The following is a 13,063-nucleotide window of genomic DNA, read 5'->3' on the forward strand; positions in this document are numbered from 1 at the left end:
TTTAACTCCCCGGAGGGGCCGGGATTACTTGACCTTGGGGTCCAGCTCGCCAGCTGCGTAGCGTTCGAACATTCTCTCGAGGTTGATTGGTTTGATCTTGCTGGCGTTACCAGCCGTGCCGAAGGACTCGTAGCGCGCGACGCAAATGTCCTTCATGGCCTTGACCGATTCCTTGAGGTACTTGCGAGGATCAAACTCTGCGGGGTTCTGCGCCATGAAGCGGCGGATAGATCCGGTTGAAGCCAGCCGAAGGTCAGTGTCGATATTCACTTTGCGGACGCCGTGCTTGATGCCCTCTACAATCTCTTCAACAGGCACACCGTAGGTTTCGTTCAGTTTGCCACCGTTGTCGTTGATGATTTTGAGCCAGTCCTGCGGGACGGATGACGAACCATGCATGACCAGATGCGTGTCTGGGATCCGCGCGTGGATCTGCTTTATCCGCTCTATGGCAAGCGTGTCACCCGTCGGTGGCTTGGTGAACTTGTAAGCCCCATGACTGGTGCCTATAGCAATGGCCAGGGCATCGACGTGGGTGCGCTTGACGAAGTCGGCCGCTTCTTCCGGGTCAGTGAGCATCTGGGTGTGATCCAGCTTCCCTTCAGCACCGATGCCGTCCTCTTCACCCGCCATGCCCGTTTCCAGAGACCCCAGGCAACCCAGCTCACCTTCCACGGAAACACCACAGGCGTGGGCCATGTCGACAGTCTGCCGGGTAACGCGAACGTTATAGTCGTAATCGGTCGGGGTCTTGCCGTCTTCGCCGAGGGAGCCGTCCATCATGACCGACGAGAATCCCAGCTGAATCGAACGCTGACACACGGAAGGGCTGGTGCCGTGGTCCTGGTGCATGACCACGGGGATATGGGGAAACTCTTCGATTGCGGCAAGAATCAAATGGCGCAGGAACGGTGCCCCAGCGTACTTTCGTGCCCCAGCTGACGCCTGGACGATAACCGGGCTGTCGGTCTGGTCGGCGGCCTCCATAATGGCGCGCATCTGCTCCAGATTATTGACGTTAAAGGCTGGCACACCGTATTGGTATTCCGCTGCATGGTCCAGCAGCTGGCGCATTGATATCAGAGCCATGTTGCTCTCCTTAAGCGAGTGAGAGAAGCACTGCAATTGCAGTGGTCCCGTATGTGTATGAGGTCGGCCGGCTGCCGGGGGTCTTTGGCCGAACCCCCGGATAGAGGCGCCGGGCTGAGGTCGGTTTAGCTGCCACGCTGTTCCAGGATGGCTACCGCAGGCAGCTCCTTCCCTTCAACAAATTCGAGAAAGGCGCCACCGCCGGTCGAGATATAGGAAATCTGCGCATTCACGCCGTACTTGTCAACCGCGGCCACAGTATCCCCGCCGCCCGCCAGGGAGAATGCTTCGCTCTCGGCTATTGCCCGGGCAAGCGCTTCGGTACCCTTGCTGAACTGTTCGATTTCAAACACACCGACCGGACCATTCCAGAGGATGGTTTTGGCATCTTTGAGCATTTCTGCCAGGCGGATGCTCGTGTCCGGACCGATGTCGAGAATCATGTCATCAGCGTCCAGATCATCGATCAGCTTGACGGTCGCCTCGGCCGTTTCGGAAAACTCCTTGGCCACCACTACATCGCTGGGAAGCGGAATATTCACCGCCTCTGCAATTTTACGGGCATTATCGAGCAGTTCGTGTTCGCACAGGGACTTGCCGACATCGTGGCCGGCGGCGGCCAGAAACGTGTTGGCAATGCCACCGCCGACGATGATCTGGTCGCAGATGCGCGACAGGGCATTGAGCACGTCGAGCTTGGTCGATACCTTTGAGCCGCCGACTATGGCAACGACGGGTTTGGCCGGCTTGTCCAAAGCCTTGGCCAATGCTTCCAGTTCGGCCGCCAGCAACGGTCCCGCACAGGCCTCCGGCGCGAACCGGGCGACGCCGTGAGTTGAGGCCTGCGCACGATGGGCGGTACCGAAGGCGTCCATGACGTAGAGGTCGCAGAGGTTTGCGTATCGCTTTGCGAGGTCTTCGTCGTCCTTTTTCTCTCCCTTGTTGAAACGCACGTTCTCAAACAGGACGACCTCACCTTCGGCCACTTCGACCCCGTCGAGATAGTCACGTACGAGACGCACCGTCTGACCCAATGCTTTGCTCAGGTAGTCTGCGACCGGCTTGAGCGAGGCCGCCTCGTCAAATTGCCCTTCCTCCGGACGGCCGAGATGCGACATCAGCATGACTCGGGCACCGGCATCGCGCGCCTTGACTATGGTCGGGAGGGAGGCCTGGATCCGCGCAGCACTGGTGACCACGCCATCTTTTACCGGTACGTTTAGGTCTTCACGGATCAGTACGCGCCGGCCCTTGAGGTCCAGGTCGGTCATCTTCTTGATGGTCATCAGTTTACCCTTGGCTTGATAAATCCATTAAAAGCGACATTCTTGCCTGAATTCGCGCTAGAGCAAAGTTTCCATTTCGAAACACAACTCATCAGTATCCTTTCCCCGTCAGCCAGTAGCGGCTGAGATCAAGCATACGATTGGCAAAACCCCACTCGTTATCGAACCAGCACAGCACCTTCACCATGCGCTTACCACTCACCCGGGTCTGGCCTCCATCCACAATCACTGAGCGCGAGTCATGGTTGAAGTCCCGGCTGGCCAGAAGTTCGTCGGTGTAGCCCATGATGTGGTGCAGAGGGCCCGCGGCAATATCCCGCAGGACGGCGTTGACCCTATCCACCGTCACATCACTACCGAGGTTCGCCGTCATATCGATAGCTGAAACATTGATCGTAGGTACCCTCATCGCAACGGCGCTGAATCGTCCGGTAAGCTCCGGCAAAACCCGATCAATACCGCGCGCGAGCCCGGTCTCCACCGGGACGATATTGGCCAGGGCGCTGCGCGTCCGTCGCAGGTCTCGATTGTGATAGGCATCGATAACCGGCTGATCATTCATGGCGGCGTGGATCGTGGTCAGCGCTGCCTCCCTCACGCCAAAGGCGCGGTGAAGGCAATCAATGACGGGCACGATACAGTTGGTGGTACAGGAGGCGGCTGAAACAATGCGATCAGATCCCAGCAAAGACGCTTCGTTAACGCCCATAACGACGGTTCGATCGACATCGGCCTCAGCCGGCTGGGAGAACAGAACCCGGGCGGCGCCCTGGCGCAGGTGCAGTTCCGCGGTCTCCCGATCACTGAAAGCCCCGGTGCATTCCAGCACCAGGTCGATATCCAAACCCTGCCAGGGCAGTTTGCCTACGTCCGGCTCGGAACTCACCGCTATGCGATCACCCTGGACCCACAGCGCGCCATCCCTTGCTGCCACCTCGCCCGGGAATCGACCGTGGGTGGTGTCATACCGGGTCAGGTGGGCGATCGTCTCAAGATCAGAAAGCTCGTTGATAGCGACCACGGCAAAGTCCTGCCGATAGCCATTCTCATACAAAGCCCGAAGGACACCCTGGCCAATGCGGCCGTAGCCGTTAATCGCAAGCCGGAAGCACTTATCCGACCCCCTGTTGCTGGCAATGTGACCTGACGCTTTATCTGGCCCTGGGCCCATGGAATGTCCTGCTGATTCGCCGCTATGTATCAATGGTTGGCCGGCACATGTTTGAGCTGGCAGACCTGATCGGGTGGTCGATAGTCGGCGTCAGCCCTCCAGCAACTCTTCTGCAACAGTTACGACGTGGTCGACAGTGAAACCGAACATGTTGAACAGCTCACCTGCTGGTGCCGACTCGCCAAAACTGGTCATGCCGACAATACGACCGTCGAGGCCGACATACTTGTACCAGTAGTCGGCAATACCGGCTTCGATAGCGATACGGTTGGCAATATCCAGGGGCAACACGGCTTGTCTGTACTCGGGACTCTGCGCGTCGAAACGATCAGTCGAGGGCATGGATACCACACGCACCCTGTGCCCTTTAGTACGAAGGGTGGCAGCGCTGTCTTGGGCGAGCCCCACCTCTGACCCGGTTGCGATGAGGATCAGATCAGGTTGACCTTCGCTATCGGACAGGATGTAGGCACCTTTCTCGATGTCGGCAACCTGAGCTTCCGTCCGGTCCTGATGCGCCAGCGCCTGGCGGGAAAAAACAAGCGCGCTGGGACCGTCGGCCCGGGTAATGGCGGCCTTCCAGGCGACCGCAGATTCGACAGTGTCGCAGGGACGCCAGACGCTCATGTTCGGGGTGGTTCGCAGAGAGGCCAATTGCTCGACAGGCTGATGCGTCGGGCCATCTTCGCCCAGACCGATGGAATCATGGGTATAGACGAAGATGCTACGCTGCTTCATCAGCGCAGCCATTCGCACGGCGTTGCGGGCATACTCCATAAAGATCAGGAATGTCGCGCCGTAGGGCACGAAGCCGCCGTGTAGCGCGATACCGTTCATGATAGCGCTCATACCGAATTCGCGGACGCCGTAATAGATGTAGTTGCCGGCGGCGTCGTCCCGTGTCAGACCTTTACTTTGCGACCATAAGGTCAGGTTTGAACCGGCCAGGTCAGCTGACCCACCCATCAGTTCGGGAACCAGGGCGCCATAGGCGTTGAGCGCGTTCTGCGAGGCTTTGCGGCTGGCTATGGTCTCGCCCTTTTCCTGGAGCTCTGCAATGTAGGCGTCAGCCTGGCTTGCAAAGTCTGCTGGCAGCTCGCCAGTCAGGCGCCGCTTGAGTTCGCGGCCAAGCTCGGGGAATGCTTTTTCGTAGGCGGCGAATTTTTCATCCCAGGTGGCTTCTGCATCGCGGCCCCTTCGACGTGCATCCCAGCCTTGATAAACCTCTTCCGGAATTTCAAAAGGCCCGTGCGTCCAGCCCAGGTTCTCGCGGGTCGCAGCGATCTCGATATCCCCAAGGGCCGCACCGTGGCAGGCTTCAGTGCCCTGCTTGTTGGGAGCGCCGAAGCCGATGATGGTCTTGCAGCAAATCAAGGTCGGCTGCCGGGTATTGGAGCGGGCCTGCTCGACCGCCTGCCGGATAGCTTCGCCATCGTGGCCGTCGACGGCCGGGATCACCTGCCATCCATAGGACTCGAACCGCTTGGGTGTGTCGTCAGTGAACCAGCCCTCGACCTCGCCATCTATCGAGATGCCGTTATCGTCGTAGAACATGATCAGTTTGCCCAGACCCAGCGTTCCCGCCAGGGAGCATACTTCGTGCGAAATGCCCTCCATCAGGCAGCCGTCTCCCAGGAAAGCATAGGTGTAGTGGTCGACAACTTCATGGCCGCCGCGATTGAACTGTGCAGCGAGGGCTCGCTCGGCTATAGCCATGCCCACGGCATTGGCAATGCCCTGCCCAAGTGGCCCGGTGGTGGTCTGCACACCCGGGGTGTAGCCGTACTCGGGATGGCCCGGCGTTTTCGAGTGAAGCTGGCGGAAATTCTTGAGATCTTCAATGGACAAGTCATAGCCGCTGAGATGCAGCAGGCTGTAAATCAGCATGGATCCATGGCCGTTCGACAGCACGAAGCGGTCGCGATTGGCCCACGCCGGATTGGCCGGGTTGTGAACCAGGAAGTCATTCCATAGAACTTCGGCAATATCAGCCATGCCCATCGGCGCGCCCGGATGTCCTGATTGAGCCTGTTGCACAGCGTCCATGCTGAGGGCGCGTATGGCGTTGGCGAGATCTTTACGTGCGGGCATCCAGAGTTTCTCCACTCATTACTTTAGATAAGCCGAAAGGTACGGTTCTACTTTCGAGGGGCGGCTATTTTCGCCGATTCCGGGGCAACGGGGCAAATCAGAGTTGCCTGAAAGTTGCCAAAAAAACGCCTGCAACAAGGCAGGCGTAAACAGAGGAACTTCACTACGGTAGATTCTGAAGCCAAGCCACGCTATTTCAGCACGCAAAGCTCGGGGATCCGTCGGTAGCAATCACCAGATAATCGCGACATCCTCCTTCTGGATATTGCGCTGCCCAGCCTGGACCGGCAGGCGGCCCCGGGCGAACTCCGGATGCACCTGATCTATCTCCAGTTGAGTCTGGGTTGGCTGCAACTCATAACCACTCCCGGGCGCATCGAGGAATTCGAAGCGCCGGTAAATGCTCATCGCTTGCCCGGGGCGCAGGCCTGAGGCCGCGCCTGCGTTCACATAGATCTGATCCCCATCCACCCGGGTAATACGGGTCATAAACGGTTGGCAGCGCAGCTCTGAGCCAATTTCAGACGCGGCCTGATCCAGCAGCGTCTTGACGGCCTGGCCATAGGCTGTCTGCATAAATCCCGGAGACATAAAGCCGACGCTGGCCGTTTTGACAGCATCCCATTCAGCGTGGGTCTGGTAACGTCTTTCCATGATGGGCGAGCCGCTGAATCCGTCATGCACCACCAGATCAAGCGCAAAACGCCGGTCACGGTTACCTACCCCCAGACCTCGCTTCCACCTGTCCAATATGGAAGTACCCCAAGCGTCGGGATCAACGGGCCCGAGATCACGGATGACCCCGGACACCACGAATTGAACATCCAGCTCTTGTGCCAGGGCTGACGACCTGTGCAGCGCGTTGTCAGCCTCCGCCACCGTCGGCGCATTGCGCACGTCCGTATAAAGCTGGCGTTGAGTGATTGCCAGCGGCTCAACACTGTCACCTGTAAGCAGTCGCTGATACAGATACTCGGGTAGCGCGCGCTCAGCATCGTACAGCCCGCCAAGTTCTGCGCCCGAAGGATGGGCCAAGGGAAAGCCCGAGACGGCTACCCGCTTGCGTAAACCCTGGGCTTCAGAACCTTCGCAAAGCCCGCTCTCAACCATATCCGCTTCGATAGTCACCAGCGCGTAGTCGCCTTCGAACCGCTCGCTGACAACCCGGACTTCCCGCGCTCGAGCCTTGCTGCTCACGGTCAGGCGTGAATCAGTCAGCACGCCGTTCTCGACGGTCTCTTCACTGGCAACTCTCGCCTGGAGTCTGAAGGCGGCCTCCCTGAGCGCCTCATCCTTGGCTCTGGCAAGCGCTTGCTGTTCGTCGCCGAACTCAACCAAAGACTGCCCTGTGGCGCGGACCCATTCCGCCCGAGCCTCCCCCCCCGAAAGGAGCAGCGCCACCAGCAGAAATACATTGGCCGCCGGAAAAAGCCAGCCGCCCCATCGGGTATCTTCAATCCTCATGATTTCTCCGGCGCGTGACGTTATGCGTGGACGGGCCCAACTCAGCGATCGCCCAGAAAATACAGGGAGTCGACGTTCGCCCGCGCGCGCGTCTCGACATCCCCGGATGCGCCGCTAAGACCCGGTATGGGTTCGGAGCACAGCGATACATTGCGCGGCGACAGCTGGGCGAGGCAGTCACGAAATCTTGGCTCTAGCGTCAACTCCATTACGGTTTCGATTAGGCCATCGCTGTGCTCATTGACCGCAATTATGCGGGCACCCCGGAGATAGGCGTCCACGTAGGCACGAAACCGATCGTTCTCTAGCACGAAGTCGTTAACGGTCGACCCGCCGTATATCACGCTGCCATAGACCCGCTCGGACAGGTTACGGTAGGCGTCAAGCCTTGAGGCCCTGCGGGCCTTAAGCCGTTCCCGTGTGTCGTGTCGCAGGCTCAGATCGGCAAAGGTCCCAAACCCACTCTCCCGAACTGTAATTCGCTCAAACTCAGCATCTGTCGATTTCTGGGTGTGGGGCGAGGGGCCAGAGGCGCCTGGCACATAGAAAACACAACCCGCCAGCGCAGACAGCAGCAGCATTGCCGTTAGCAGGCCTATCTTGGGTTTCATTACGTACTCCAGAGTTCGGGACAAAGCTGAGGACTTTGCGGGCTTTCGATACCCGATCTCATGAAATACTCATGCCACAAAGCGATTTTTATTTATTTTCAGTAGGATGAGACTTAACCCCCTCCAGGATTTCGCGTCATTTCGTACACAGGCGGCAATTTACTGCCGCCGCCCTCCTGTCGCCGTTCTCAGCGACATATAAGCGTTTGCCTGCCACAACAAAAATTTACAGTTTCGGAACCCAAAAAAATCCGGTCTTGACTAAAATAAGTTACCAAAACATTTCATTATTTTAACAAGTTGTTGACTCTAACCATTTACAGGAAACGGCTACAATGCGTTTGAACAAGCTTGCACTTTTCACCGGTCTGATCGCAGCCGCTGGCAGCGTCCAGGCCGCGCCTCCGGCGTTTACGGATGCACGAGCACTGGCTATGGGCGGCACCGGTGTTGCCTCCGGCCGCCCTTCCTCTGCGAGCTTCTATAATCCGGCGCTGTTGAGCATCCAGCACAAGCACAATCAGGATGACTTCAATATCACCCTGCCCTCGCTTAACGCGCGCGTGGCTGACGATGAAGACGTCATCGGGCAGGTGGATGACCTCCAGGACACTATTGATCAGTTCAACGAAGCGGTTGAGTCGTTCCAGAGCGGGGGTTCTCCAGAAAATGCCCGCGACGCCGCTCGTACCATGCAATCCCAGTTACGCGACTTCAACAAAGACGCCATGCGTGCCGACGTCGGCCTGTCCCTATCGTTTCAGAAGCCCGGAAAAGCTCTTGGCGTTGGCGTTTTTGCCGATGCATCCCTTCGAGCCAATGCTCGGGGAGAGTATGCCGACCAGGATGACGCTTTCCTTTCAGGCATCATCGACGGCTCCCGTGCTATTGAGCTGATTGACACTGGCGATGAGGATCAAGTTAGCAACAACTACGAGCTCAGATCACAGGGTCGTATTGTCGCTGCCGCCATGGCTGAAGTTGGCCTGACTCTTTCACGAGAATTCGAAATCAAAGGCAACGCACTGGCTCTCGGCGTCTCCCCCAAATTCGTCCAGCTTCGTACTTTTGACTACATCGCCAACGTTGCAGCGTTTGATGATGAAGACTTCGATGCCGAGGATCAGGAGACCACCAAGAACGGCTTCAACATGGACATCGGTGCTGCGTATACTTTCGGCGAGCATGAGCAGTGGGTTGCCGGCGCATCCATTCGCAACCTGATCCCCATGGAGCTGAAGACGGTCAACGACCAAAAAGTCGAGCTTAACCCCCAGATGACCGTTGGCATGGCTCACCGCAGTGATTGGCACACCCTTGCAATCGACCTGGACCTGACCAAGAACGAAGCTTTCAGTTTTGAGGACGACACTCAGTGGCTGTCCGTCGGGGCTGAAGTAGACGTCTTTAACTCAGCGCAGCTGCGCGCGGGTGCCAGGCACAACATAGCCCATGACAGCAGTACGAGTGATGGGATTGCGGAAAAGAACCAGCTCACGGCAGGTCTGGCGGTCAGCCCTTTCGGCATGCGTTTCGAGCTAGCGGCGCTCTTGGGCGACGGCGAGCTTGGCGGCGGTGCTGAGCTGGGGTTCATGTTCTGATCAGTTGATTCTGCAAGCTGCGCCGTCCAGGCTGCAGCGTAACCAGTCTGAAGAGCCGGAAGATTCCGGCTCTTTTTTTGTCAGCCGCTGCCCCCCATACTCTCCCGATATACAACAGACACTGGAGCACGCGTGGAGATCTACCTCGTTGGCGGCGCCGTTCGCGACAGATTACTGGGCAGGCCCGTGCATGACCGTGACTGGGTTGTGGTTGGAGCGACCCCGGAGGAGATGCTCTCTCTGGGTTACAAGCAGGTTGGCGCCGACTTCCCGGTCTTCCTTCATCCACAGACCCATGAAGAGTATGCCCTGGCCCGTACCGAGCGTAAATCCGGCCAAGGCTACCACGGATTCAAGGTCTTCAGTTCCCCTGACGTTACCCTCGAGCAGGACCTTCAGCGACGCGACCTGACGATCAACGCCATGGCTGAAGCCGAAAATGGCACTTTAGTCGACCCCTTCAACGGTAAGCAGGACTTGCATCAGCGAATACTGCGCCATGTGTCGCCGGCCTTCGCTGAAGATCCTTTACGTATCCTGCGGGTCGCAAGGTTTGCTGCCCGGCTTGCGCCGGCAGGATTCACCGTGGCCGCCGAGACACTCGATCTCATGCGCCAGATGGCGCAGCAAGGCGAAGCAGAGCACCTCGTCCCGGAACGGATCTGGCAGGAAACCCGGCGGGCATTGCACGAGCAGAGCCCGCGGACCTACTTCGAAGTGCTTCTGCAAAGTGGCGCGCTGGCATCGGTAATGCCCGAGCTCTATGCTCTGTTCGAGCCACCGGTTGCCCGGCCCCGTAGCACTGGCGCTGACTCATCAAAACGCGGCGACATGGCCCTGAGGACGCTTACCAGTGCAAGCTCTCTGAGTGACGAGACCAGCGTTCGTTTTGCGGCGCTTGCCATGGCGCTCGAGCCCACTGCACTGCAGGCCTTTTGCGATCGCCTCAAGATCCCTAACGACTGCCGGGAACTGGCGCTCCTTGCCATCCGGCATCATGAGGATGTAGCTCAGGCAGCCGCCCGGGATGCTGGCGCGCTACTGTCTCTGCTCGATCAGGTCGATGCCTGGCGCCGCCCCGACCGGCTTGAACGGCTGCTCCAGGTCTGCGAGGCCGAGGGCCGGGTTCGCACGGGCGCCGATGACTTTCCTTCCGCCGATGTGCTACGTCGTGCGCTCGCTGCTGCCCAGGCGGTGAATGCCAGAACTTTCGTCGATCAGGGCCTTACCGGGAAAGCGGTAGGAAAGGCTATTGATGAGGAAAGGCTCACGCGAATCCAGCAGCTGATAACCACGGCCTGAGCAGCTTACTAACCACGGCCTGCGCAACCAACCCGCACAGACCGGTAGCCGATCCGCACGTGATCCTGTTTTCACGCTCCCGTATAATACCCCGGCCCACTAAATCAGACGGAGACTGCCCCATGCGTGATGTCGTCATCGCCGCAGCAAAACGTACAGCCATCGGCGTTTTCGGTGGAGAACTCGCCACTCTCAGGGCTGACCAGCTTGGATCTGCAGTCATACGCGCCCTGATCGAGGAAACTGGCATCGCCGGCACGGATGTGGATGAAGTGATACTGGGCCAGGTACTCACTGCCGGCGCCGGCCAGAACCCAGCCCGCCAGGCATCTATTCGTGCGGGCCTCCCCGAAGCGGTCCCGGCCATGACCATCAATAAGGTTTGCGGCTCCGGCCTCAAGGCACTGCATTTGGCCACACAGGCAATTCGCTGCGGCGACGCCGACCTGATCATAGCGGGCGGCCAGGAAAGCATGAGCCTGGCACCCCATGTATTGCCGAATAGCCGCAAGGGTCAGCGCATGGGTAACTGGACGATGGTCGACACCATGATTCAGGACGGTCTGTGGGATGCCTTTAACGATTACCACATGGGTATCACCGCAGAAAATATCGTGTCCAAGTACGGCATCAGCCGTGAGGAACAGGATGAATTCGCTGCCCAGTCCCAACAAAAGGCAGCCGCGGCAAGGGAATCCGGCAGGTTCGACGACGAGATCGTGCCGGTCGAGGTGCCCCAGCGAAAAGGCGACCCGGTGCGGGTGTTCCAGGATGAGGGCCCCCGCCCTGGCACAACAGCCGAAGGCCTGGCCAAGATGCGGCCCGCGTTTAGCAAGGACGGCACGGTCACTGCGGGCAACGCGTCGTCGCTCAACGACGGTGCTGCCGCTGTGGTGGTGTGTAGCGCTGAAAAAGCGAACGCGCTGGGGTTAACCCCACTTGCAACGATTCGGGCGTACTCAAATGCTGGCGTTGACCCACAGATCATGGGCACGGGCCCGGTTCCCGCGACGCGCCTTTGTCTGCAGAAAGCAGGCTGGGGGTTCGGTGACCTGGACCTGATAGAAGCCAATGAGGCGTTCGCCGCCCAATCCATTGCAGTGAACCGGGACCTGGAATGGGATACCAGCAAGGTCAACGTGAACGGCGGCGCCATTGCCCTGGGTCACCCCATTGGCGCATCGGGTTGTCGCATTCTTGTAACGCTGGTTCATGAAATGATTCGGCGGGACGTCACCAAAGGACTCGCAACGCTCTGTATTGGCGGCGGAATGGGTGTAGCACTGGCGATTGAGCGCTGACCGGAAACGCCGTGATCCACATAGCGCTTTACGAGCCGGAAATACCCCCCAACACCGGGAACATTATCCGGCTCTGCGCCAATACCGGCTTTCAACTGCACCTTATAGAACCGTTGGGTTTTCAGGTCGATGACCGCCGACTGCGCCGGGCGGGGCTGGACTACCGCGAGTTTGCGGACCTCCAGGTGCATGTCAGCTTCGAGGCATTCGTTCGCACAACCTCACCGAAGCGGATATTTGCGCTGACCACCAAAGGGTCGACGCACTACCACAACGCCCGGTTTGAGGCCGGGGACTGCTTGTTGTTCGGGCCTGAGACTCGCGGTCTTCCCGCTGAGATACGCGAAGCCCTGCCGGCAGAACAACGATTGCGGGTACCCATGCGCACGGACAGCCGCAGCCTTAACCTGTCCAACACTGTGGCACTGGTAGCCTACGAAGCCTGGCGTCAACTCGGTTTTGAGGGGGCCGTCTAGAAAGGCTGAAGACTCGACAGATTGACGACTGGTCAAGCTACTGACTCTGCGAGTGCATTAAAGAAGGTTCGGGAGCCGGCTCAGATGACAGCCCGCCCCCGATTTGGGCTTAGTGCGGCTGCTTTTCTTCAGCCGCGCCTTGCTCGGCTTGTTCCTGCTGCTTGCGTTGCAGGGACTGCTGGTAGACCAGGTCAAAGTTGACCGGCGCCAGCATCAGGGACGGGAAGCTGCCACGATTGACCATGCCGTCTACCGTCTCGCGTGCATACGGAAACAGCAGGTTGGGACAGTAGGCCCCGAGCATGTGGCCCAGCTGCGCGTCTTCAATGTTCTTGATCATGACCACGCCCGCCTGCTGGACCTCAACAATGTAGGCGACCTTTTCTTCGATCTTCGCTGTAATCGACAGCGAAACGACCACCTCATACTGCGTATCACTGATTTTCGTGTACGAGCTGTTCAGATCCATGCTTACTTTCGGCTGCCAGGTCTGTTGAAAAATCGCTGGCGCGTTGGGGGATTCGAACGAGATATCTTTAACGTAAATTCGCTGAAGCGCGAACTGAGGTTTAGTGTCGTCGTTCTGCTGAGCAGTTGCATCAGTATTCTCGGCCATGATAGCTCCCTGACTTGGAATTGTTAGTGGTTCGGACTGATTATATAACTCGATT

General features: G+C 58.6%; 11 protein-coding genes. 4 read left to right on the top strand and 7 right to left on the bottom strand.

Features of this window, described 5'->3' with window-relative positions:
* Nucleotides 1–24: 24 nt before the first annotated feature.
* The 6 genes from fba to soil367_RS13250 form a co-directional block, all read right to left on the bottom strand.
* Nucleotides 25–1,089: a class II fructose-bisphosphate aldolase gene (gene fba, locus soil367_RS13225; protein ID WP_136549541.1), complete on the bottom strand. Its 1,065-nt coding sequence runs from the start codon at nt 1,087–1,089 to the stop codon at nt 25–27.
* Nucleotides 1,090–1,214: 125 nt separating this feature from the next.
* The gene (locus soil367_RS13230) at nt 1,215–2,375 is read right to left on the bottom strand and encodes a phosphoglycerate kinase (protein WP_136549542.1); all 1,161 of its coding nucleotides are present in this window, start codon (nt 2,373–2,375) and stop codon (nt 1,215–1,217) included.
* A 91-nt stretch (nt 2,376–2,466) separates the two neighbouring features.
* A complete protein-coding gene (locus soil367_RS13235) occupies nt 2,467–3,546 on the bottom strand; it encodes a type I glyceraldehyde-3-phosphate dehydrogenase (protein ID WP_136549543.1) in 1,080 nt (359 codons plus the stop codon).
* Between the two features lie 90 nt (nt 3,547–3,636).
* A complete protein-coding gene (tkt, locus tag soil367_RS13240) occupies nt 3,637–5,637 on the bottom strand; it encodes a transketolase (RefSeq protein WP_136549544.1) in 2,001 nt (666 codons plus the stop codon).
* A 231-nt stretch (nt 5,638–5,868) separates the two neighbouring features.
* Nucleotides 5,869–7,101, bottom strand: a complete 1,233-nt coding sequence (locus tag soil367_RS13245) for a flagellar assembly protein T N-terminal domain-containing protein (RefSeq protein WP_136549545.1) — start codon at nt 7,099–7,101, stop codon at nt 5,869–5,871.
* A gap of 41 nt (nt 7,102–7,142) precedes the next feature.
* On the bottom strand, nt 7,143–7,712 hold the full coding sequence (locus tag soil367_RS13250) for an LPP20 family lipoprotein (protein ID WP_246065301.1): 570 nt from the start codon (nt 7,710–7,712) through the stop codon (nt 7,143–7,145).
* Between the two features lie 335 nt (nt 7,713–8,047).
* Between soil367_RS13250 and traF the strand changes: the two genes are divergently transcribed.
* From traF to trmL, 4 genes are all read left to right on the top strand, one after another.
* On the top strand, nt 8,048–9,313 hold the full coding sequence (traF, locus tag soil367_RS13255) for a conjugal transfer protein TraF (RefSeq protein ID WP_136549546.1): 1,266 nt from the start codon (nt 8,048–8,050) through the stop codon (nt 9,311–9,313).
* A 132-nt stretch (nt 9,314–9,445) separates the two neighbouring features.
* Nucleotides 9,446–10,615 (top strand): tRNA nucleotidyltransferase/poly(A) polymerase-related protein, encoded by a 1,170-nt coding sequence (locus tag soil367_RS13260; protein ID WP_136549547.1) that lies wholly within the window; start codon nt 9,446–9,448, stop codon nt 10,613–10,615.
* A gap of 122 nt (nt 10,616–10,737) precedes the next feature.
* The gene (locus tag soil367_RS13265; RefSeq protein ID WP_136549548.1) at nt 10,738–11,916 is read left to right on the top strand and encodes an acetyl-CoA C-acetyltransferase; all 1,179 of its coding nucleotides are present in this window, start codon (nt 10,738–10,740) and stop codon (nt 11,914–11,916) included.
* 11 nt (nt 11,917–11,927) lie between these two features.
* Entirely contained in the window at nt 11,928–12,392 is a 465-nt protein-coding gene (trmL, locus tag soil367_RS13270; RefSeq protein ID WP_136549549.1) for a tRNA (uridine(34)/cytosine(34)/5-carboxymethylaminomethyluridine(34)-2'-O)-methyltransferase TrmL, read from the top strand.
* Nucleotides 12,393–12,501: 109 nt separating this feature from the next.
* On the opposite strand, the gene secB is transcribed toward trmL, so the two are convergent.
* Nucleotides 12,502–13,008, bottom strand: a complete 507-nt coding sequence (gene secB, locus soil367_RS13275; protein ID WP_136549550.1) for a protein-export chaperone SecB — start codon at nt 13,006–13,008, stop codon at nt 12,502–12,504.
* Nucleotides 13,009–13,063 lie beyond the last annotated feature (55 nt).

Source organism: Hydrocarboniclastica marina (assembly GCF_004851605.1).
In the GTDB taxonomy this organism is placed as follows: domain Bacteria; phylum Pseudomonadota; class Gammaproteobacteria; order Pseudomonadales; family Oleiphilaceae; genus Hydrocarboniclastica; species Hydrocarboniclastica marina.

Excerpts from the sequence above, each read along its gene's own strand:
- fba (WP_136549541.1), bottom strand. The coding sequence starts at position 1,089 with ATGGCTCTGATATCAATGCGCCAGCTGCTGGACCATGCAGCGGAATAC.
- soil367_RS13230 (WP_136549542.1), bottom strand. The coding sequence starts at position 2,375 with ATGACCATCAAGAAGATGACCGACCTGGACCTCAAGGGCCGGCGCGTA.
- soil367_RS13235 (WP_136549543.1), bottom strand. The coding sequence starts at position 3,546 with ATGGGCCCAGGGCCAGATAAAGCGTCAGGTCACATTGCCAGCAACAGG.
- tkt (WP_136549544.1), bottom strand. The coding sequence starts at position 5,637 with ATGCCCGCACGTAAAGATCTCGCCAACGCCATACGCGCCCTCAGCATG.
- soil367_RS13245 (WP_136549545.1), bottom strand. The coding sequence starts at position 7,101 with ATGAGGATTGAAGATACCCGATGGGGCGGCTGGCTTTTTCCGGCGGCC.
- soil367_RS13250 (WP_246065301.1), bottom strand. The coding sequence starts at position 7,712 with ATGAAACCCAAGATAGGCCTGCTAACGGCAATGCTGCTGCTGTCTGCG.
- traF (WP_136549546.1), top strand. The coding sequence starts at position 8,048 with ATGCGTTTGAACAAGCTTGCACTTTTCACCGGTCTGATCGCAGCCGCT.
- soil367_RS13265 (WP_136549548.1), top strand. The coding sequence starts at position 10,738 with ATGCGTGATGTCGTCATCGCCGCAGCAAAACGTACAGCCATCGGCGTT.
- secB (WP_136549550.1), bottom strand. The coding sequence starts at position 13,008 with ATGGCCGAGAATACTGATGCAACTGCTCAGCAGAACGACGACACTAAA.